The organism is Xanthomonas sp. LMG 12459, from assembly GCF_009192905.1.
Classification (GTDB): domain Bacteria; phylum Pseudomonadota; class Gammaproteobacteria; order Xanthomonadales; family Xanthomonadaceae; genus Xanthomonas_A; species Xanthomonas_A sontii.
Window position 1 is genome coordinate 1 of record NZ_NSGT01000013.1, and the last position, 20,710, is coordinate 20,710.

Here is a 20,710-nt window from a genome sequence, read left to right on the forward strand (position 1 = left end):
GGCACCTGCGGATCCTGCCGCCCACGCCGCCCCCGGACATTCCCAGCGACCCGCTGCGCGACCCCGCGCTGTACATCAACCGCGAGCTGTCGCAACTGGACTTCAACTTCCGGGTGCTGGCGCAGGCGCAGGATCCGCAGGTGCCGTTGCTGGAGCGGCTGCGTTTCCTGTGCATCTCCTGCACCAACCTCGACGAGTTCTTCGAGATCCGCGCCGCCACCGTGCGCCACGCGCAGGAATTCGGGCTGCCGCCGGCACCGGACGGGATGAGCCCCAACGCCATCCTCACCTCGATCCACGACCGCGCCGCGCAACTGGTCGACCAGCAGTACCGCTGCTGGAACGAGGTGCTGCGCCCGGCGCTGAAGGACGCCGGCATCGGCGTGCTCGGCCGGCATTCCTGGAACGCGCGGCAGAAGCGCTGGCTGCGCGCCTACTTCCGCAACGAGATCATGCCGGTGCTGTCGCCGCTGGGCCTGGATCCTGCGCATCCGTTCCCGAAGATCCTCAACAAGTCGCTGAACATCGTGGTGGTGCTCAAGGGCACCGACGCGTTCGGCCGCGTCGGCCACCTGGCGATCGTGCGCGCGCCGCGCTCGCTGCCGCGCATCATCCAGTTGCCGGAAAGCCTGGCCGAGGGCGGCCAGAGCTTCGTGTTCCTGTCCTCGGTACTGTCCACCTTCGTCGACGAGCTGTTCCCGGGCATGGAGGTGATGGGTTCCTACCAGTTCCGCGTCACCCGCAACTCGGAACTGGTGGTGGACGAGGAGGAAGTGGAGAACCTGGCGCTGGCGCTGCGCGACGAACTGGTCAACCGCGGCTACCGGCCGGCGGTGCGACTGGAAATCGCCGAGGACTGCCCGAAGTCGATCGTGCGCACCCTGCTGCAGAACTTCGAACTGCCGGAAAACGCGGTCTACCGGATCAACGGCCCGGTCAACCTGAGCCGGGTCAACCAGGTCTACGACCTGGTGCAGCGCCCGGACCTGAAGTATCCGCCGATGAATCCGCGCACCCTGCGCGACAGCGAAGGCATCTTCGAGATCGCCGCCGCCGGCGACGTGTTGCTGCACCACCCGTTCGACGCCTTCACCGCGGTGCTGGACCTGATCAAGCAGGCCGCGATCGACCCCAACGTGCTGGCGATCAAGCAGACCCTGTACCGCACCGGCAAGGACTCGGCGATCGTCGATGCGCTGGTGCTGGCCGCGCGCAACGGCAAGGACGTCACCGTGGTGGTGGAACTGCGCGCGCGCTTCGATGAAGAGGCCAACCTGGGCCTGGCCGACCGCCTGCAGGAAGCCGGCGTGCAGGTGGTGTACGGCGTGGTCGGCTACAAGACCCACGCCAAGATGCTGCTGATCGTGCGCCGCGAGGGCCGCAAGCTGCGCCGCTACGTGCACCTGGGCACCGGCAACTACCACAGCGGCACCGCGCGCGCCTACACCGACCTCAGCCTGATCACCTCCGACGTGGACATCGGCAACGACGTGCACCTGCTGTTCCAGCAGTTGTCCGGGCTGGCGCCGAAGATCCGCCTCAAGCGCCTGCTGCAATCGCCCTTCACCCTGCACCCGGGCGTGCTGCACCGGATCGAGCGCGAGACCAAGCTGGCGCATGCCGGCCGCCCGGGCCGCATCATCGCCAAGATGAACGCGCTCAACGAGCCGCAGGTGATCCGCGCGCTGTACGCGGCCTCGCAGGCCGGGGTCAAGATCGACCTGATCGTGCGCGGCGCCTGCACCCTGCGCCCGGGCGTGCCGGGCGTGTCCGACAACATCCGGGTGCGCTCGATCGTCGGCCGCTTCCTCGAGCACAGCCGGGTCTACTGGTTCGGCAACGACGGTGCGCCGGAACTGTTCTGCGCCAGCGCCGACTGGCTGGAACGCAACCTGCTGCGGCGCGTGGAGACCGGCTTCCCTATCCTGGATCCGGACCTGGTCAAGCGCATCCACCGCGAGGTGCTGCAGAACTACCTGGCCGACAATCTCAACGCCTGGGAACTGGACGCCGACGGCAACTACCGCAAGCTGGCCCCGGGCCAGGACCAGCCGCCGCATTCGGCGCAGCTGGCCCTGCTCGACGGGCTCTGAGCACACCGCGGCGCAGCGCCAACGGCGCGCGCCGCGCATCGGCTACCATTCCGCCATGCCTGCCACCTCCCCCACTCATCCGCCGCTGCGCGACGGCGACCTGCTGGCCGCCATCGACCTGGGTTCCAACAGCTTCCACATGGTCATCGCCCGCTACCAGCTCGGGCAGTTGCGGGTGGTGGACCGCCTGCGCGAGACCGTGCGCATGGCCGACGGCCTGGACAACAAGGGCGGACTGTCCACCGAGGCGCGACAGCGCGCGCTGGAATGCCTGGCACGCTTCGGCCAGCGCCTCCGCGACCTGCCCTCGCTGCGGGTGCGCGCGCTGGCCACCAACACCGTGCGCCAGCTGCGCTCGCCGCAGACCTTCCTGATTCCCGGCGAAACCGCGCTCGGCCATCCGATCGAAGTGGTCAGCGGCCGCGAGGAAGCGCGCCTGATCTACCTGGGCGTGGCCCATGCGCAGCCGCCCAAGCCGGACGAACGCCGCCTGGTGATCGACATCGGCGGCGGCTCCACCGAATTCATCATCGGCAGCGGCTTCCAGACCCTGGAACGCGAGAGCCTGCAGGCCGGCTGCATCGCCAGCACGCGGCGCTTCTTCCCGGGCGGCAAGCTGTCCAAGAAGAAGTGGAAGGACGCGCTGACCGAGATCGGCGCCGAGTTCCAGCAGTTCGCCGGGCAGTACCGTGCGCTGGGCTGGCACGAGGCGCTGGGCTCGTCCGGCACGCACAAGGCGATCGGCGAGATCTGCGCGGCGATGAAGCTGACCAAGGGCGCGATCACCGCCGAGGCGCTGCCGCAGTTGCGCGACCGCCTGCTGCTGGCCAAGCGCATCGAGGACATCGACCTGCCCGGCCTGTCCGCCGACCGCCGGCCGATCATCGCCGGCGGCGTGCTGGTGCTGGAGGCGGCATTCCAGGCCCTGGGCCTGCAACGGCTGATGGTGAGCAAGGCGGCCATGCGCGAAGGCATCCTCTACGACATGCTCGGCCGCGGCGGCGAGAACGATCCGCGCGAAACCGCGATCGCCGCGCTGACCCAGCGCTACGGCATCGACGAAGCGCAGGCCGCACGCGTGGAGCACACCGCAATGGCGCTGTTCGAGCAGGTCGCCGGCGACTGGGCGCTGGATGCCGACGACGCGCGCATGCTCGGCTGGGCCGCGCGCCTGCACGAACTCGGCCAGGCCATCGCGCACAGCCAGTACCACGTGCACGGCGCCTACGTGCTGGAGCACTCGGACATTGCCGGCTTCTCGCGGCAGGAGCAGCAGGTGTTGGCCACGCTGGTGCGCACGCACCGCCGCAACGTCTCCAAGACCGCGTTCGACGCGCTGCCCGACCGCCTGTTGCTCAACGCCAAGCGCAAGGCCGCGCTGCTGCGCCTGGCGGTGCTGCTGCACCGCGCGCACGAGGCCGACCCGATCCCGGCGCTGGAACTGAAGGCCGACGGCGCCAACCTGCACCTGATCCTGTCGCAGCCGTGGATCGAGTCGCGGCCGTTGCAGCGTGCCGACCTGATCGGCGAGGTCGAGGGCATGGCGGGGTTGGGGATCAATTTCCGCCCATTTGTCGCTTGAAAGCCGGGATTCGGGATTCGGGATTCGGGATTCGGGATTCGGGATTCGGGATTCGGGATTCGGGATTCGGGATTCGGGACGGCAGCATGCTGTCCGCGGTCAAATCGTAGTCAAGCGATTTGATGAGAAAAGTGCCGGTTTTTGAAAGAAAACCCGCCCCTCGTGAAGCCGCGACACCGCGGCTTTTTTGTGGGAGGGGCTTCAGCCCCGACGCCTTACCGATACCGCGTCGGGGCTGAAGCCCCTCCCACAGAAAAGCGGCACGGCGACGCACTTGCGAAAAACCCCGAATCCCCAATCCCGAATCCCCAATCCCGGCTTTTAGCGTCATCGTTCCTACATGCGCTGGACATGTTCGCTTCACTGCATTGCGCGAGGCTTAGTCAAACCGGAGCCCCCGCATGCGCTACGCGATCGTCACCGAGACGTATCCCCCTGAGGTCAACGGCGTCGCGCTGACCGTGCAGGGGCTGGAACTGGGGCTGCGCGCGCGCGGCCATACGGTCGACGTGGTGCGTCCGCGCCAGGCCGGCGACGCCGACCCGGCGGATCTGCGGCTGGTGCGCGGTGCGGCGCTGCCGCGCTACCCCGGATTGAAATTCGGCCTGCCCGCGCCGCGGCGCCTGACCAAGCTGTGGCAGGCGGCGCCGCCGGATGCGGTGTACATCGCCACCGAGGGCCCGCTGGGCTGGTCGGCGCTGCGCAGCGCGCGGCGCCTGGGCATTCCGATCGCCACCGGCTTCCACACCCGCTTCGACGAGTACCTGCCGCAGTACGGCGCGGCCTGGCTGCAGTCGACCGCGCTGCGCTGGATGCGGCGCTTCCACAACCAGGCCCAGGCGACCCTGGTGCCGACCCGCGAACTGCGCGACTTCCTCGCCACCCAGGGTTTCGAGCGGGTGCGCCTGCTGGCGCGCGCGGTGGACAGCAAGCAGTTCGAGCCGCAGCGCCGCGATCCGCAGTTGCGCGCGCAGTGGGGCCTGCAGGACGACGACTGCGCGGTGCTCTACGTGGGCCGCATCGCCTCGGAGAAGAACCTGCCGCTGGCGGTGCGCGCGTTCCGCCAGTTGCAGCAGCAGCGTCCGCGGGCGCGCTTCGTCTGGGTCGGCGACGGCCCGCTGCGCGAGCGCCTGGCGCAGGAAAATCCCGACTTCATTTTCTGCGGCATCCAGCGCGGCGACGCGCTGGCGCGGCATTTCGCCAGCGGCGACCTGTTCCTGTTCCCCAGCCGCAGCGAGACCTTCGGCAACGTGACCCTGGAAGCGATGGCCAGTGGCGTGGCCACCGTCGCCTTCGACTACGGCGCGGCACGCGAATACCTGCGCGACGGCATCAATGGTGCGGCGGTGGCCGACGACGAGGCCTTCATCGCCGCCGCGCTGCGCCTGGGCAGCGACGACGCGCTGCGCCAGCGTCTCGGCGAGGCGGCCTGCGCGTCGATGCAGCAACTGCGCCCGGAGCGCGTGGTGGCCGATTTCGATGCCCTGCTCAACCAACTGGCGGACACCCGGAGGACGCATGTCGACGCGGCTTGAGATCCTGCGCGGGCACGAGACCCGCTGGTGCCGGCGCGCCAACCACTGGTGCCGGCGGCGCTCGGTGCGACGCTTCTTCGCGGTGATCAGCCGCCTCGGCGACGGCGTGTTCTGGTACGCGCTGATGACCCTGCTGGTGCTGTGCGACGGCATGGACGGCGTGTTCGCCTCCGCGCACATGGCCGCCACCGGCGTGGTCGCGCTGAGCCTGTACAAGGGTCTGAAGCGCTGGACCCGCCGCCCGCGTCCATACGCCGCCGATATGCGCATCCGCGCCTGGGTGGCGCCGCTGGACGAGTTCAGCTTCCCCTCCGGCCACACCCTGCACGCGGTGTCCTTCGGCATCGTCGCCCTGGCCTACTACCCCTGGCTGGCGCCCCTGCTGGTGCCCTTCATCGCCTGCGTGGCGCTGTCGCGGGTGGTGCTGGGCCTGCACTACCCCAGCGACGTGCTCGCCGCCACCGGCATCGGCACGTTGTTGGCGGGCGTGTCGTTGTGGTTGATATAAGGCCGGGAATGGGGAGTCGGGAATAGGGAATAGGAACGGCGAGGGCTTTTGCCATTCCCGATTCCCGTTTCTCCATTCCAGGCAGTACTACAATGGCCGAATGACCACGCTGTTCATCTCCGACCTGCATCTGGACCCGGCACGGCCGGCGATCACCGCGCTGTTTCTCGACTTCCTGCGCGGGCAGGCGCGGCAGGCCGAGGCGTTGTACATCCTCGGCGACCTGTTCGAGGCCTGGATCGGCGACGACACGCCGTCCGAGGCGGCCGATGCGGTGGCGGTGGAGCTGCTCGCGCTGCACGAGGCCGGGGTGCCGGTGTTCTTCATGCACGGCAACCGCGATTTCCTGCTCGGCGCCGACTACGCGCGGCGCGCCGGCCTGCGCCTGCTGCCCGATCCCTGCGTGATCGATCTGTACGGCGAGCCGACCCTGCTGCTGCACGGCGACCTGCTGTGCACCGACGACACCGCCTACCAGGCGTTTCGCGCGCAGACCCGCGACCCGGCCTTCCAGCAGCAGTTCCTGGCGCAGCCGCTGGCCGCGCGCATCGCCTACGCGCAACAGGCGCGCGCCGCCAGCCAGGCGCGCCAGGCCGAGTTGAAACAGGACGACAGCGCGCAGTTCGAAACCGTCACCGACGTGGCGCCGGCCGAGGTCGCCGCCACCTTCGCCCGCTACGGCGTGGCGCGGATGATCCATGGCCACACCCACCGGCCGGCGGTGCATGCGCTGGACGTGGAGGGCCGCGCCTGCACCCGCATCGTACTCGGCGACTGGTACGAACAGGGTTCGGTGCTGCGCGTGGACGCGCAGGGCTGCCAACTGCAACAGCTCTAGCGCCAGCGTCCGGCGCGGCCGCGGGCAGCCCGGCGATGCGCACCCGGCACTTCGCGGCAACGCATTTCCCTGCGACCGCGGCGCGGCTGCAGGACGGCGCCGAATAGCGCTTCGGCCCCGGATTCCGCAGGGCCGCCGATGACGGCATCCCAGCGCACCGGGTCGTCTCCGCCCACCTCAGGGCAGTCCGCAATCAGGCCTGACGATCCGGGCCGCGACGTCGACACCGCCCACATCCGGGCCACCGTCCTCCACCCGCGTTTCCTGGCCGCGCAGCGCCGCGACCACGCGCGCGGCGCGGTGCGAAAATCCGCCTGTCAGGGCAAGCCGCCACCGGCTTGCTGCTGCCGCCATTGCGCGTATTCGACGAAGTCGCCGTCGACCACGTCGTACCACTGGATCGCACCGGAGCGCTCGACACGGAAGCGGTCGCGGACCGGCTCGGTCTGCGGGTCGCCCGGGCAGCCGTCGCCGTGCTTCTCGCGTACGGCGATCTCGATCGCCGCCGGCGCGGCGGCCTCGGGTGCGGCCGCTGCAGACGCTGCCGGGGAGGCGGCGCCCTCGCCGTCCTCGACGGCGTAGCCCAGGCACTGCAGATCGGGATAGGCATGATCGGCCGACAGGCGCGCCTGCAATACGTCCATCGCGCGGTTTCCGTCGAAGGTGTCGGCCGGCGCGGCCGGCGGGGTCGCCCGCGGTGCGTCAGTCTTGGCGGCCGGCGACGGGGTATCGGTCTGCCGGTCGGGAGCGGGGCCGCAGCCCGCGCTCAGCATCGCCAGCAGCAGCGCGGCCGGCAGTCGCATGCGCTTGAACATCGTCGATCCCAGGAAGTCGGTCGGCACCGGCCGCGCCGGTACCGCTTCCCAGCATAGCCGAAGCGGACGCCGCCGCGCCCGCTCCGGCCGTCTTCGCCGCGCGTGGCGCAGGCACGCGGCCTGCGCCACGCGCGGGCCGACTCAGCGGAACCCGGCCACCGTCGCCTTGGTGTTGACCAGCACGCGCTGGTTGTCGGCGGTGCTGGCATTGCCCATCGGCACGCCGTTGTAGGACACGTTCGGGTTGGACCAGTAGTTCAGCCGCGGGCAGCTGCTGGTGCAGTTGTAGGCCATGATCGTGCGCCAGCTGTTGCCGTAGCGATAGCCGTGGCCGTAGGCGTACGGCGAGGTGCTGGAGTCGGTGGCCACGTCGTGGCGCGCGCTCTGCAGGTGGCCGATCTCGTGGGCGAAGCTGTAGTAGCCGGTGGCGCAATCCCAGTACACCGCCGCGAACGCGGTGGCGGCGGTGGAACCGATGCCGGAGGCGAGGCCGCAATAGGCGGAGTTGTCGATGATCAGCACGCCGACGTCGGCCGCGGTGTTGTTGCGCGAGGTATGGATGCTGTCCATGTAGCCGTCGCTGGTGCCGCGGAAGCGGGTCAGGTCGGTGTTGAAGTCGCCGGACTCGGTGTAGTTGGTGGTCTCGTAGCCGGCCAGCTGCATGGTGATGCCGACGTTGCTGTTGGTGTAGCCCTGGTTGGACTCGGCCACCGCCAGTTGCACCAGCGACTGCATGTTGCCGCCGTAGCTGGTCACCGCCTTGTTGGTCGCCACCACCAGCACGCGGATGGTCGCGGGCGAGCCGGACGAGGCACCGGCGGCGGTCACGCGTTCGTCGATCACCGACTGCGGCATCTGCACGGTCGGCAGCAACGCGTAGTCGGCCGGATGTTCGGCCGGCATGCGGCGTTCGTCGACCTCCACCAGCACATGACCGCCACCGGCGATCGGACGCAGGTGGAACAGGGTGCCGTTGCTGCGGATGCTGCCGGTGATGGTGTCGCCGCTGCGCACCAGGATCGCCGAGTTCAGCGGATCCAGGCCGGACAGCGCACGGGTCCGCGCCACCGCGGCATTGCCGAGATTGCCGTACCAGATGCTGTTGCCGCCTTCCAATTGCTCGGTCTTCAACTGCGTGGCGGTGATGCGCTGGCCCAGCAGGTCCAGCTCGAGTTGCTTCTGTCCGGCGGTGACCGCGGCGGCGTTCACGCCGACCCGCTGCACCGCGCCGGTGGCGGGATTGGCCAGCAGGCGGCTCAGCGCCGGCTCGCCGGCGATGGACTTGGAGACGTACTGGCTGCTCTGGAACAGGGGCGTTCCGGCTGCGGAGGCGGAACCGGCGACACACAGGGCAAGCATCGCGGTAAGGCTGCACATCGACTTCATGTCGGACTCCTGGGTGGTGAGTAGGGACGAACGTCGCCCCGCGCGCGGCCGGAGACGGGGGAAGCCGCGCGGGGGAGTTCGATTAGCCGCTCAGCCACCGTTCAGCGCAAGCAACAAATGCAGCGGGGTCTCCGCTCGGAGATAGGCGTCACAGAACGCACGCAAGGGCGTTCATGCCGCCGCCTGCGCGTTGACGCGACCCGGGCGCCATGCCGCAGGAGGACCCCGCCTCAGCCGGCCTGCTGCTGCAGCGCCAGCAATTCGTCCTCGTCGAACCCGGCCAGCAGGCGCGCCTGCAGGTTGAACGGGCCGTGCAGGTAGCCGCCGGCGTACTCGCGCAGCAGCGCCGCGAAGCGGGCGCGCGGCTCGATCCCGGCCTGCGCGCAGTACCAGCGGTACCAGCGCGAGCCGGCGGCCACGTGCGCCACTTCCTCGCGCAGGATGATGTCCAGGATATCGGCGGTGGCGTCGTCGCCGAGCGCGCGCAGCTTGGCGATCATGCCCGGGGTCACGTCCAGGCCGCGCGCCTCCAGCACGCGCGGCACCAGCGCCATCCGCGCCAGGCCGTCGTGGGCGGTCTTCTCGCACATCTCCCACAGGCCGTTGTGCGCGGCGAAATCGCCGTAGGCATGGCCCAGCGCGCGCAGGCGGTCGCGCAGCAGCACGAAATGGCGCGATTCGTCGTCCGCCACCGCCACCCAGTCGGCGTAGAACGCCGGCGGCAGGCCGCGGAAGCGGTAGACCGCGTCCCAGGCCAGGTCGATGGCGTTGAGTTCGATGTGGGCGATGGCGTGGATGAACGCCGCACGGCCCTCGGCACTGCCGAGGCCGCGTCGCGGCAGCTCGCGCGGATGCACCAGCAGCGGTCGCGGTGGCCGCCCCGGCATGCGGATCGGCTCGGGCGGCGGCGCCGCGGCCGGCACCGCGAGCGCGCCGTCGCGCCAGGCCGCGGCATGGCGCTGGGTCAGCGCGACCTTGTCGTCGGGGTCGGCGGCGTCCAGGCAGGCGCGCGCGGCCTGGTACAGGTCGCCGTTCACGGCGCCGCCTGCGGATGCGCTGCCGCCTGGCGCCGTTCCAGCCAGGTGCGCTGGGCCTGCTCGCAGCGGTTGCCGGGCACCTTGAACACGCAGTCCACGCGATGCGCGCAGGCCAGGGCGAAGGCGCTGCGGCGGTCGGCCGCGGGCGGTTCGGGGATGCTCGCCAGCGGTGCGCCCGACGGCCAGCCGGCGTCGACGCCGATGCCGGCGGCAAGCAGGCGCGCCGTGCCATCCCGGCAATCGACGGCATACCCCCACTGCGGCGCATCGGCGCGCACGTCGTCGGAGGAGCCCTGCGCACGCAGGCGCAGGAGCAGCAGGTCCTCGCCGATGCGCTGCGCGCCGGCGATCGCCAACGGTGCGCGGTAGCCCGGCTGCAGCACCGCCAGCTGGTCCGGGGCCATGTACAGCTGCAGCATGGTCAACTGCGCACTCGGCACACTGCCGTCGCGCAGGCGCGGATCGTCCAGCGCCTGCACCGGCCGCGTGGCGTCGTCAGCAGTGCAGCCGCCGCACAGCGCCGCCAGACCCGCCAGCGCGAGCATGCGCCGCGCCCGGGCGCGGCGGCGGCGTGACTCAGGCACGGCGCTTGCGCTTGGCCTCGTCCGAGCGCAGCTGCATGATCCGCTCGAAATAGCCCGGTTCGATGCCGGTGGTGTACTGGCCGTTGAAGCACGAGGAGTCGAACGCCTTCAGTTCCGGGTTGCCCTCGCGCACCGCGGTCTCCAGGTCTTCCAGGTCCTGGTAGATCAGCCAGTCGCAGCCGAGGAATTCCTGGATCTCCTGCTCGCTGCGGCCGTGCGCGACCAGTTCGTCGGCGGCCGGCATGTCGATGCCGTAGATGTTGGGATAGCGCACCGGCGGCGCCGCGCTGGCCAGGTACACCTTGCGCGCGCCGGCGTCGCGCGCCATCTGCACGATCTGCCGACTGGTGGTGCCGCGCACGATCGAGTCGTCGACCAGCAGCACCACGCGGTTGCGGAATTCCAGGTGGATCGGATTGAGCTTGCGGCGCACCGACTTCACCCGCTCGCCCTGCCCCGGCATGATGAAGGTGCGGCCGATGTAGCGGTTCTTGACGAAGCCCTCGCGGTACTTCACCCCGAGCACGTTGGAGATCTCCAGCGCGGCGTCGCGCGAGGTGTCCGGGATCGGAATGATGGTGTCGATGTCGTGATCCGGGCGCAGGCGCAGGATCTTCTCGCCCAGCTTCATGCCCATGCGCATGCGCGCCTTGTGCACCGAGACGTTGTCGATCATCGAGTCCGGCCGCGCGAAGTACACGTACTCGAAGATGCACGGAGTGTGGTCGGTGGGCGAGGCGCAGACCTCGGAGAACAGCTCGCCGCGGCCGGTGATCACCAGCGCTTCGCCGGGGCGCACGTCGCGCACGCGGGTGAAGCCGAGGATGTCCAGCGCCGAGGACTCGGAGGCGACGATGTACTCGTCGCCCTCCACGCTCTCGCGCTTGCCCAGCACCAGCGGACGGATGCCGTGCGGGTCGCGGAACGCGACCAGGCCCAGGCCCAGCACCACGCTGACCACCGCATAGCCGCCCTTGCAGCGGCGGTGCACGCCGGCCACGGCGCGGATCGCCGCCTCCGGGGTCAGCATGCGCTGCGCGTCGAGCTCGTAGGCGAACACGTTCAGCAGCACTTCGCTGTCCGAATCGGTGTTGATGTTGCGGCGATCGGCCTCGAACACCTGCTGGCGCAGGGCTTCGGTATTGACCAGGTTGCCGTTGTGGGCCAGCGCGATGCCGTACGGCGAATTCACGTAGAACGGCTGCGCCTCGTCCATGCCTTCCGAGCCGGCGGTCGGATAGCGGCAATGGGCGATGCCGACGCGGCCTTCCAGCACCGCCATGCGCTTCTCGTCGAAGACGTCGCGGACCAGCCCGTTGGCCTTCTGCACGCGCAGGCGGGTGCCGTCGGCGGTGGCGATGCCCGCCGCGTCCTGGCCGCGGTGCTGCAGCACGGCCAGGCCGTCATAGAGTTGCCCGGCCACGTTCTGGTTGCCGACGATTCCGACGATGCCACACATGTCAACGCTCTCCGCGGCGGGGATGCCGCTATTGGGAAGGTGGCCGTGCCTGGCCGTTGGGTTCGACCCGTGCCGGGTCGAATTGCGCCGGACGCGCCTGCGCCGGATCGATGTTCGCGGGCATCAGTTGCGACGGATCGCCCCCGGGCTGCGCGGACCGCACCCCGGGACGTCCCAGGGCCTTGGACATCATCTCCTGCAGCCCACTGGCCTGCAGGGCGTTGCCCAGCGCGGCATTATCGCCTGCCGCGGGCAAGTTGCCCAAATTCATCTGCGACACGTTCAGTTGCGGCATCTGCGACAGATTCATCTGCGGCATCTGCGGCATGTGCCAGTCCGGTATCTGCGCGCGCATCCAGCCCACGCCCGGGTTGAGCACCGGCAGCACCATGGAATGCTGCCAGTCCGGCTCGCGGGTCAGCGGGGTGAAGCTCATCAGGAACGCCAGCACCGCGGCGAAGAAGCCGCCGCGCGCCGCACCCAGGCCGAAGCCGAGCGCGCGGTCGGTGCCCGACAGCGCGGTCGAGCGCACCGCGGTGCGGATCACCATGCCGGTGATGCCGACCACCGCCATCACCGTCACGAAGGTCAGCGCGTAGCCGCCCAGGTAGTAGCTCATGCTCGGCCGGGACCCGTTGGCCAGCCACTGCCCGGCATTGCCGCCGAACTGGAACGTGGCCCAGCCGGCCAGGAACCAGGACAGCGTGCCGACCACGATGCCGACGAACCCGCGCAGGGCCCCGAGCAGGGCCGAGACCAGGATCACCGTCAACAGCACCATGTCGATCATGCGCGCCTCCCGCGGCCGAGCCGCTGCATCGCGCCGATCGCGCGTCGCGCCTGCCTTCCCTGGACCATCGTGCTACTCCATGGGCCGAAGCCCGATCAAGGATGTGGACGTACCATACCGCTGATGCCGACCTTGGCTGCCACCTGGGCGCGCAACTGCTCGGCATCGGCGCGGTTGGCGACCGGGCCGACCCGCACCCGGTTCAGCGCGCCCTTGTCGGTGCGCACCTGCTCGACGAAGGCGCTGAAGCCGGCCGCGCGCACCTTGTCGCGCAGGGCATTGGCGTCCTCGGCCTTGCCGAACGCGCCCAGCTGCACGGCGAAGCCGGTGCCGGAAGCGGCAGGCGCGGCGGGCACGCTCGGCGCCGGCTTGGCGGCCGCCGTGGTGGCAGGGGTGGCCACGGGCTTGGCGGGTTCGGGCTTGGTCGCAGCCGGCTTGGCCGGTTCCGGCTTGGGCGCCGGCGGCGTCGCCGGCTTGGTGGTGGCGACCGGCTTGGCCGGCTCCGGCGGCAGCGCCTCGGTCCTGGCCGGGGCGGCGGGCGCGACGGCGGCGACGTTGCTGGCGGCAGCCGGCGTAGCGCTGGCCGGGGTGGCGTTGCTCGGCGCCGCATCCAGGGTCACCACCTGGGCGTTGACGTCGTTGCGGACCTTGACCGCCTGCAGGCGCACGGATTCGGCCTGGGCGCGATCGGCATACGGCCCGATCCGCACCCGCCAGGCCTGGCGCCCACCGATCGTGGCCTGCTCGCGGAAGCCCGGCAGCTGCGCCTGCTTGAGCCGCGCGATCACCGCATCGGCATCGGCGGCGGTGGCATAGGCGCCGAAATTCACCGCGTAGTTGCCGGCGGCCGTGCTCGGCGGCAACGGTTGCGCGGCGCTGCCGGCGGCCGGATCGGCCAGGTCGGCGGCATCGGGGTTGTCCTTGACCGGCGCCGGCGCGGCGGCTGGCGCAGCGGCGGCGCCCGGCGCCTTGGCCATGCCCACCGCCCCGCCACTGGGTGCGTCGCCCGGGGTCACCAGCGGTAGCTCGCGGGTCTCGAACTGGCCGTCGGCCGGCGCGTCGGGCGCCTTCAGCGGCACATTGGCCACGCCGCTGTCGGGCGCAGGCCCCTTCACCAGCATCGGCAGGAAGATCACGGCGAGCGCTACCAGGACAAGGGCGCCAATCAATCGCTGTTTCAGGACGGTATCCACGGAAAGGCTGAGGGGGCGGCGTGGCGGAGTGCCGTGCCGATTATAAGGTGGGCCCGCGCGGAGGCGGGATCAGCCGGCTGAATGCAGCCAGTGCAAGGCCTCGGCGGCGGTATGGAACGAACCGAACACCAGCACCCGGTCGCCCGGCCGCGTCTGCGCCAACGCCGATTGCAGCGCCTGCGCCACGCTCTCGGCGCCGCCGGCCTCGGCGGCGGCGGTCCCCGCCAGCCGCGTGCGCAACTGCGCAGCGCTCTGGCCGCGGTTGCCGGCCAGGCCGGCCAGGTGCCAGGCATCGACCTGCGCGGCCAGTGCCTCCACCACCCCGGCGGCGTCCTTGTCGGCCAGCGCCGCGAACACGGCGCAGGTGCGGCCGGCGACCGGCTGCGCCTGCAGCGCGGCGGCCAGTTCGCGGGCTGCCTGCGGGTTGTGGCCGACGTCGACCAGCACCTCCACCCCGTCGCGCAGGCACGACTGCAGGCGCCCGCGCAGGCGCGCGGCGGCGATGCCCTCGGCGTAGGCGTTGCGTGGCAGCGAGCGGCGCAGCGCGCGCAGGGCGGCGATGGCGGTGGCGGCGTTGGCGCGCTGCACCGGCGCGCGCAGCTGCGGCAACGGCAACTGCAGTTCGGTGCCGACGTCGCGCCAGCGCCAGCGGTCGGCGTCGATCGGCTCGTGGAAGAAGTCGCTGCCGGCGCGCAGCGCATTGGCGCCGATCGCGTAAGCGCGGCGCAGCACGCTGGAGGGCGGATCGATCTCGCCGAGCACCAGCGGTTTCCACGGCCGCGCGATGCCGGCCTTCTCCGCGCCGATCGCCTCGCGGTCGGTGCCGAGCCAGTCGGTGTGGTCGATGTCCACGGTGGTGATGACCGCCACATCGGCATCGACCAGGTTCACCGCATCCAGCCGGCCGCCGAGGCCGACTTCCAGCACGGCCAGATCCAACTTGGCTTGCTGGAACAGCCACAACGCCGCCAGCGTGCCGTACTCGAAGTAGGTCAGCGCGGTGTCGCCGCGCGCGGCCTCCACTGCCGCGAAGGCGGTCACCAGCTCGGCATCGCTGGCCTCTTCGCCGTCGATGCGCACGCGCTCGTTGTAGCGCAGCAGGTGCGGCGAGGTGTAGCTGCCCACGCGCCAGCCGGCGGCACGCGCGATGGCCTCGACGAAGGCGACGGTCGAGCCCTTGCCGTTGGTCCCGCCGACGGTGATGACGTGCTTGGCCGGCTTGGTCAGGCGCATGCGTGCGGCGACCGCGCGCACCCGTTCCAGGCCCATGGCGATGTCCTGGGGGTGCTGGCGCTCGATGTAGGCGAGCCATTCGGGGAGGGTGTTCATGGAGACGATTGAACTCGACTGATGCGACAACAGCACGCGCACTCATAGCGGCGACGCATTTTGCTGCTGCTTTGGTTTTGGTTCCGGTTTTGGCTGTTGCTGTGGCGGTTGCTTTGGCGGTTGCTTTGGCTTTGGCTGTTCAGGATCCCGTGAGGCACGGCAAGCAGGACGGACGAAAACCCCGCAGGGGCGGCGCGCAGGACGCGCGCCGTTTTTCGACGGCACATGGATGTGCCGCCGAAAAATGTCCGGCCTGCTTGCGCACCCGGAGCGCGCAGCGCGGAGGGCGTGCCGCCCGGGTGTGCTTTCTTTTGGTTACTTTTCTTTGCACAAGCAAAGAAAAGTGACTCGCGCGCCAAGCGCGAAAGCACTTGCACTTGCAGTTGCAGTTGCACTACGCAGTGCACTCAGAACGAATCGAAAGAAACTAAAGCGCCCGATGCTTCGCCTCGCCGAAGAACGGCGTGTGATGCGCGCAATCGTTCAAGCGCACCACTTCCAGATGCTCCACATCCGGCCCTTCCAGCAGGTTCAGCGTGGTCGGCGCCTGGCGGAAACTCCACAGCCGCGCGATCGGCAGGCCCAGCACCCGGCACAGGATCACCCGGTTGACCGCATCGTGCGCCACCACCAGCAGCGTGTCGTGCTCGCCCAGGCCCTCGGCGGCGCGGGCCAGGCCGCGCCAGGAGCGCTCCAGCACCTGCCGCAGCGATTCGCCGCCCGGCATCAGCACCGTGTCCGGCTCCTCGCGCCAGGCGCGCAGACGCGCCGGATCCTTCTCGTGGATCTCGCTGGCCAGCAGGCCTTCCCATTCGCCATGGGCGATTTCCTGCAGGTCCGGATCGGTCTGCAGCAACGCCTCGCGCTCAGGGCCCAGGGCGAAGCGCGCGGTGCGCTGCGCGCGGGCCAGCGGCGAGGCCACGGCGCGGGTGAGCGACACCTCGCGCAGGCGTGCGCCCAGCGCCTGCGCCTGGGCGTCGCCGACCGGCGACAGCGGGATGTCGATCTGGCCCTGGTAGCGGCCTTCGGCGTTCCACGGGGTTTCGCCATGGCGGGCGAGCAGAATGCGCATGCGCTGGATTCCTTGGGGGGAAGGGGCCGTCTCGCAAACGAAAACGGAGCGGCATGATACCCGCTCCGTCGCCGGAAACCCTGCGCTGCATCCCGCGTGCCCGCCGCGGCGTGCCGGGGCGGACATGCGGACGGCGGCCGTCGCCGCCGCCCGCCGGAACCCGGCTCACTTGGCCAGGTTCAACTCCTTCAACAGCCGCGGCGCCGGCATCACTTCCTGCATGATCCAGTGCAGGTAGCGCGAATCGACCGCGATCATCCGGGTCATGGCCGGATCGAACACCCAGTTCGAGCTCACCGACTCCCAGTTGCCGTCGAAGGCCAGGCCGACCAGCTTGCCGTGCGCGTCCATCACCGGCGAACCGGAATTGCCGCCGGTGATGTCCAGGTCGGACAGGAAGTTGACCGGCACCGTGCCCAGCCGCTTGTCCTCCAGCCCACCGTAGCGCTTGGCCTTGGCCGCCTCCAGCAACGCCTTGGGCGAGTCGAACGGCTCCACGCCGGTGTCCTTGGCGACCACGCCTTCCAGCGTGGTGAACGGGGTGTAGGCCACGCCGTCCTTCGGCACGTAGCCCTTGACGTTGCCGAAGGTGATGCGCAGCGAGGAGTTGGCGTCCGGATACACGAACTCGCCCTGGCTCTTCTTGTAGTCGGCCACGGCCTGCAGGTAGCGCGGACGCGCCAGCAGTTCCTCGCCCTCACGCCGCTTCTCGTCCTGCTCGATCTGCAGCAGGGTCGGCATCAGTGCCACCGCATAGCGCAGCGCCGGGTCGTCGCTGGCCTCGAACGCGGCGCGGTCGGCATGCAGCCACTTCAGGCGCGCCTCGGTATTGCCCAGCTGGGTGCCGGCCAGACGCGTGGCCGCGGCCTGCGCGTCGGCACCGGCCAGCCACTGGTCCAGCGCCGGCAGGCGCTGCGCCTTCGGCAGCTTCAGGTACTGGTCGAACCAGTAGCGCTGCAACTGGCTGTCCATGGCGGCGACGTAGCGGCGCTCCATCTGCTTCATCGCGCCCTCGATCTCGGGCAGGTCGCGCTCCTGGTAGCCCGGCTCGCGTTCGGCGTCCGGCTTGGCGCGTTCGATCGACAGGCGATACAAGGACACCGCACTGCCGAGCACGCCGGTGCGGCGCATCTGCCGCAGCACCAGGTCGCGATCGCGGGTGGCCTTGGCCTGCTCGCCCAGCGCCAGCAGTTGCGCATGCGCCTGCAGCGCGGCCTTGCCCTCGCCGCCCTGGCGCTTGAGCCAAGCCAGCACTGCGTCTTCCTCGGCGTGCTTCTTGGCCGCCGCATCGATGCGCTTGAAGCCCTCCAGCTGTCCCTCGTAATTCTTGGCGACGTTGTTCCAGCTGGCCATGGTCGCGGCGTACTTCACCTGGATGTCCGGGTTCTGTTTGCCGGCCTGCTCGACCAGCGCGATCAGGTCGCGGTACTGGCGCGCGGCGGTGGGGTAGCCCCAGCTCGCGGTGGCGTCGAATTCGGAGGCCAGCGCATAGCGGTTGGTGCGGCCCGGGTAGCCGGCGACCATGACGAAATCGCCGGCGCCCAGCGGCTGGTCGGCGAACTTCAGGAAGTGCTTGGGCTGGTACGGCACGTTGTCCTTGGCATAGGCGGCCGGCTTGCCGTCCTTGCCGACGTAGGCGCGGTAGAACGAGAAGTCGCCGGTGTGGCGCGGCCACATCCAGTTGTCGACGTCGCCGCCGAACTTGCCGATGCCCGACGGCGGCGCGTAGGCCAGGCGCACGTCGCGGATTTCCAGGGTGCGGAACAGGCGGTAGGTGTTGCCGCCGGAGAAGCTGTACAGCTCGCAGCGGTAGCCGGCATCGGCTTCGCACGCGGCGACCTGGGCCTTGTCGAAATCCTCCAGCGCCTGCGTGCGCTTGAGCGCATCGTTGCCGGCCGCGGCCATCGCCGCCTTGGCCTGCGCGGTGACGTCGGTGATGCGGTCGAGCACGTAGATGCGCGCGTTCGGGCCCGCGCTCAGTTCGGCGCCCTGGCTGGCGGCGCTGAAGCCGTCGCGGATCAGGTTCTTCTGCGGAGTGGAGTTGAGCTGGATCGCGCCGTAGGCGCAGTGGTGGTTGGTCACCACCAGGCCCTGCGGCGAGACGAAGCTGGCGGTGCAGCCGCCGAGCGAGACGACCGCGCCCATCGGGTCGCCGGTGAGATCGGACAGTTGTTGCGGCGACAGCTTCAGGCCGGCCTGCTGCAGCGGCCCGGCGATGTCCGGCAACTGCTGCGGGACCCACATGCCCTCGCCAGCGTGGGCGGCGGAGGCGCCGGACAGGGCGGCCACGGCGGCGATGGCGACAGCCAACGAATTCGAACGCATCGAATGGTTTCCTTGATGACAGACGTTAGAGTGTAACGGCTGTCATCAAGTGGCCGGACCGTGACCAATGGCACCCTGACCGCGCCGCAACATGGCCGCGTCGGCCGGGCGCTTATACTGCGCGCCCTCTTCCCATCGAATCTGCACCGACATGGCGCAAACAATGAAGGCGCTGGTCAAGCGCGAGGCCGCCAAGGGCATCTGGCTGGAACAGGTGCCGGTGCCGGTGCCCGGCCCCAACGAGGTGCTGATCAAGCTGGAAAAGACCGCGATCTGCGGCACCGACCTGCACATCTACCTGTGGGACGAGTGGAGCCAGCGCACCATCAAGCCCGGCCTGACCATCGGCCACGAGTTCGTCGGCCGCATCGCCCAGCTCGGCTCGGCGGTCACCGGCTACGAGGTCGGCCAGCGCGTCTCGGCCGAAGGCCACATCGTCTGCGGCCACTGCCGCAACTGCCGCGGCGGGCGTCCGCACCTGTGCCCGAACACGGTCGGCATCGGCGTCAACGTCAACGGCGCCTTCGCCGAGTACATGGTGATGCCGGCCTCCAACCTGTGGCCGATCCCCGACCAGATCCCGTCCGAACTGGCCGCGTTCTTCGATCCCTACGGCAACGCCGCGCACTGCGCGCTGGAGTTCGACGTGATCGGCGAGGACGTGCTGATCACCGGCGCCGGCCCGATCGGCATCATCGCCGCGGGCATCTGCAAGCACATCGGCGCGCGCAACGTGGTGGTCACCGACGTCAACGACTTCCGCCTGAAGCTGGCCGCGGACATGGGCGCGACCCGCGTGGTCAACGTCGCCAACACCTCGCTCAAGGAGGTGATGGCCGACCTGCACATGGAAGGCTTCGACGTGGGCCTGGAGATGAGCGGCAATCCGCGCGCGTTCAACGACATGCTCGACTGCATGTACCACGGCGGCAAGATCGCCATGCTCGGCATCATGCCGCGCGGCGCCGGCTGCGACTGGGACAAGATCATCTTCAAGGGCCTGACCGTGCAGGGCATCTACGGCCGCAAGATGTACGAGACCTGGTACAAGATGACCCAGTTGGTGCTGTCCGGCTTCCCGCTGGGCAAGGTGCTGACCCACCAGTTGACCATCGACGAATTCCAGAAGGGCTTCGACCTGATGGAAGAAGGCAAGGCCGGCAAGGTCGTGCTGAGCTGGTGATGCGCGCGCCGCGGCTACGCGGCGATGCGATGCCGAAAAAGACGAAGGGCGCCTCGCGGCGCCCTTCGTCGTTTCACGAGACGATGCGATCAGAACGCGATCGTGCCCGAGACCACCACGCGGTGACCGGCCAGGCGCTCGGTGAAGTTCGCCGCGCCCTTGTTGTCGGTGTCGTAGTAGCCCACGCTCAGCGCCAGCGGGCCGACCATCTTGCCCACGCTGACGTTGTAGTCGGTGTAGTCCTGGTACGCGGTCAACGCGCTTTCGTAGGTGGTGCGGCCGACGTGCGCGCCGACGCTGAAGCCCTGCGGCAGCGACCAGTTCCCGTCCAGCGCGTAGTAGAAGCTGTCCCGGTCCAGGTTGTACACGTTGTCGGTGTAGGCCACGGTCAGGGTGTAGGTCTTGAGGAACTTGGTCTTGGTGATCAGTTCGTTGTAGTTCGACTTGCCGGCGCCCGGATAGCCGTAGCGGTTGACCATCACATCGAAGTTCCAGTCCGGCGAGAAATCGACGTTGTAGCCGACGAAGCCGTCCACTTCCCAATCCGGATCGCCCGCGCCGAAATCGACGTTGGAGCCCCAGGTGCCCACGTACAGGCCGAACGGCGAGGTGTAGGTGAGGCCGGCCTGGAACGCCGGGCCCTTGTTGGTCTGGGAGACGCCACGGAACACGTAGTCGCTGACCACGCCATAGGAGCCGGTGATCGGCGAGGTGGGCTCGTCCTGGGCCAGGACGGTGAGCGGCGAAGCGGCCAGTGCGACGGCCAGGGCGAGAGTGGTCTTGTTCACCGGTCATTCTCCTAGGGTTGACGAGGGAGGGGTTGCAGCGACGAGGCGGATGCGCCTTTACGGTTTTTTAACTGCTTTGATCGTGCAGTGCAACAACTTTTCACGCGGCGCATGCCACGCCGTGACACAAAACCCCCGATTCGCGCCAAGCGCGGACACAGCGAGCCGCCGACAGCGGGAGCCGGCTGCCAGG

17 protein-coding genes are annotated in these 20,710 nt (G+C 69.7%); 6 read left to right on the forward strand and 11 right to left on the reverse strand.

Annotated elements, in window-relative coordinates:
• Window positions 1–5 precede the first annotated feature (5 nt).
• From ppk1 to lpxH, 5 genes are all read left to right on the forward strand, one after another.
• Window positions 6–2,093, forward strand: coding sequence for a polyphosphate kinase 1 (ppk1, locus tag CEK65_RS02730; protein ID WP_152180715.1), 2,088 nt, complete (start codon window positions 6–8; stop codon window positions 2,091–2,093).
• A 55-nt stretch (window positions 2,094–2,148) separates the two neighbouring features.
• Complete coding sequence (gene ppx, locus CEK65_RS02735) at window positions 2,149–3,675, forward strand: exopolyphosphatase (protein WP_148828562.1); 1,527 nt, start codon at window positions 2,149–2,151, stop codon at window positions 3,673–3,675.
• A gap of 401 nt (window positions 3,676–4,076) precedes the next feature.
• Window positions 4,077–5,210 carry a glycosyltransferase family 1 protein gene (locus tag CEK65_RS02740; RefSeq protein WP_017907842.1) on the forward strand — a complete coding sequence of 378 codons (1,134 nt, stop codon included), beginning with the start codon at window positions 4,077–4,079 and terminating at the stop codon, window positions 5,208–5,210.
• A complete protein-coding gene (locus CEK65_RS02745) occupies window positions 5,194–5,718 on the forward strand; it encodes a phosphatase PAP2 family protein (protein ID WP_152180698.1) in 525 nt (174 codons plus the stop codon). The genes CEK65_RS02740 and CEK65_RS02745 overlap by 17 nt, the downstream gene beginning before the upstream one ends.
• Before the next feature lie 100 nt (window positions 5,719–5,818).
• The gene (lpxH, locus tag CEK65_RS02750) at window positions 5,819–6,556 is read left to right on the forward strand and encodes a UDP-2,3-diacylglucosamine diphosphatase (protein ID WP_152180699.1); all 738 of its coding nucleotides are present in this window, start codon (window positions 5,819–5,821) and stop codon (window positions 6,554–6,556) included.
• 317 nt (window positions 6,557–6,873) lie between these two features.
• Here the strand turns inward: lpxH and CEK65_RS02755 are convergent, their stop codons facing one another.
• The 10 genes from CEK65_RS02755 to CEK65_RS02805 form a co-directional block, all read right to left on the reverse strand.
• Window positions 6,874–7,371, reverse strand: a complete 498-nt coding sequence (locus CEK65_RS02755) for a hypothetical protein (RefSeq protein WP_152180700.1) — start codon at window positions 7,369–7,371, stop codon at window positions 6,874–6,876.
• Window positions 7,372–7,512: 141 nt separating this feature from the next.
• Window positions 7,513–8,757 (reverse strand): zinc-dependent metalloprotease, encoded by a 1,245-nt coding sequence (locus CEK65_RS02760; RefSeq protein ID WP_010341104.1) that lies wholly within the window; start codon window positions 8,755–8,757, stop codon window positions 7,513–7,515.
• A gap of 230 nt (window positions 8,758–8,987) precedes the next feature.
• On the reverse strand, window positions 8,988–9,839 hold the full coding sequence (locus tag CEK65_RS02765; protein WP_193314672.1) for a ferritin-like domain-containing protein: 852 nt from the start codon (window positions 9,837–9,839) through the stop codon (window positions 8,988–8,990).
• The gene (locus tag CEK65_RS02770) at window positions 9,791–10,339 is read right to left on the reverse strand and encodes a hypothetical protein (protein WP_152180701.1); all 549 of its coding nucleotides are present in this window, start codon (window positions 10,337–10,339) and stop codon (window positions 9,791–9,793) included. Before CEK65_RS02770 ends, CEK65_RS02765 begins: the two co-directional genes overlap by 49 nt.
• Before the next feature lie 31 nt (window positions 10,340–10,370).
• On the reverse strand, window positions 10,371–11,837 hold the full coding sequence (purF, locus tag CEK65_RS02775; protein WP_017913998.1) for an amidophosphoribosyltransferase: 1,467 nt from the start codon (window positions 11,835–11,837) through the stop codon (window positions 10,371–10,373).
• A gap of 28 nt (window positions 11,838–11,865) precedes the next feature.
• Window positions 11,866–12,627, reverse strand: a complete 762-nt coding sequence (locus tag CEK65_RS02780) for a CvpA family protein (RefSeq protein ID WP_017915234.1) — start codon at window positions 12,625–12,627, stop codon at window positions 11,866–11,868.
• Window positions 12,628–12,722: 95 nt separating this feature from the next.
• Complete coding sequence (locus CEK65_RS02785) at window positions 12,723–13,820, reverse strand: SPOR domain-containing protein (RefSeq protein ID WP_152180702.1); 1,098 nt, start codon at window positions 13,818–13,820, stop codon at window positions 12,723–12,725.
• A gap of 69 nt (window positions 13,821–13,889) precedes the next feature.
• Window positions 13,890–15,158 carry a bifunctional tetrahydrofolate synthase/dihydrofolate synthase gene (gene folC / locus CEK65_RS02790; RefSeq protein WP_193314673.1) on the reverse strand — a complete coding sequence of 423 codons (1,269 nt, stop codon included), beginning with the start codon at window positions 15,156–15,158 and terminating at the stop codon, window positions 13,890–13,892.
• A gap of 418 nt (window positions 15,159–15,576) precedes the next feature.
• Window positions 15,577–16,221, reverse strand: a complete 645-nt coding sequence (locus CEK65_RS02800) for a histidine phosphatase family protein (protein WP_152180705.1) — start codon at window positions 16,219–16,221, stop codon at window positions 15,577–15,579.
• Window positions 16,222–16,386: 165 nt separating this feature from the next.
• Window positions 16,387–18,546, reverse strand: a complete 2,160-nt coding sequence (locus CEK65_RS02805; protein ID WP_152180706.1) for a S46 family peptidase — start codon at window positions 18,544–18,546, stop codon at window positions 16,387–16,389.
• 151 nt (window positions 18,547–18,697) lie between these two features.
• Here CEK65_RS02805 and tdh point away from each other — a divergent pair, with 151 nt between their 5' ends.
• The gene (gene tdh / locus CEK65_RS02810; protein ID WP_193314671.1) at window positions 18,698–19,729 is read left to right on the forward strand and encodes an L-threonine 3-dehydrogenase; all 1,032 of its coding nucleotides are present in this window, start codon (window positions 18,698–18,700) and stop codon (window positions 19,727–19,729) included.
• 89 nt (window positions 19,730–19,818) lie between these two features.
• On the opposite strand, the gene CEK65_RS02815 is transcribed toward tdh, so the two are convergent.
• Entirely contained in the window at window positions 19,819–20,517 is a 699-nt protein-coding gene (locus CEK65_RS02815; protein ID WP_017910766.1) for a TorF family putative porin, read from the reverse strand.
• Between the last annotated feature and the right edge of the window lie 193 nt (window positions 20,518–20,710).

Coding starts and splice junctions, on each gene's coding strand:
- CEK65_RS02800 (WP_152180705.1), bottom strand. CDS start 16,221: ATGCGCATTCTGCTCGCCCGCCATGGCGAAACCCCGTGGAACGCCGAA.
- CEK65_RS02760 (WP_010341104.1), bottom strand. CDS start 8,757: ATGAAGTCGATGTGCAGCCTTACCGCGATGCTTGCCCTGTGTGTCGCC.
- lpxH (WP_152180699.1), top strand. CDS start 5,819: ATGACCACGCTGTTCATCTCCGACCTGCATCTGGACCCGGCACGGCCG.
- CEK65_RS02805 (WP_152180706.1), bottom strand. CDS start 18,546: ATGCGTTCGAATTCGTTGGCTGTCGCCATCGCCGCCGTGGCCGCCCTG.
- CEK65_RS02740 (WP_017907842.1), top strand. CDS start 4,077: ATGCGCTACGCGATCGTCACCGAGACGTATCCCCCTGAGGTCAACGGC.
- CEK65_RS02755 (WP_152180700.1), bottom strand. CDS start 7,371: ATGTTCAAGCGCATGCGACTGCCGGCCGCGCTGCTGCTGGCGATGCTG.
- CEK65_RS02745 (WP_152180698.1), top strand. CDS start 5,194: ATGTCGACGCGGCTTGAGATCCTGCGCGGGCACGAGACCCGCTGGTGC.
- CEK65_RS02770 (WP_152180701.1), bottom strand. CDS start 10,339: ATGCTCGCGCTGGCGGGTCTGGCGGCGCTGTGCGGCGGCTGCACTGCT.
- purF (WP_017913998.1), bottom strand. CDS start 11,837: ATGTGTGGCATCGTCGGAATCGTCGGCAACCAGAACGTGGCCGGGCAA.
- tdh (WP_193314671.1), top strand. CDS start 18,698: ATGGCGCAAACAATGAAGGCGCTGGTCAAGCGCGAGGCCGCCAAGGGC.
- ppx (WP_148828562.1), top strand. CDS start 2,149: ATGCCTGCCACCTCCCCCACTCATCCGCCGCTGCGCGACGGCGACCTG.
- CEK65_RS02780 (WP_017915234.1), bottom strand. CDS start 12,627: ATGATCGACATGGTGCTGTTGACGGTGATCCTGGTCTCGGCCCTGCTC.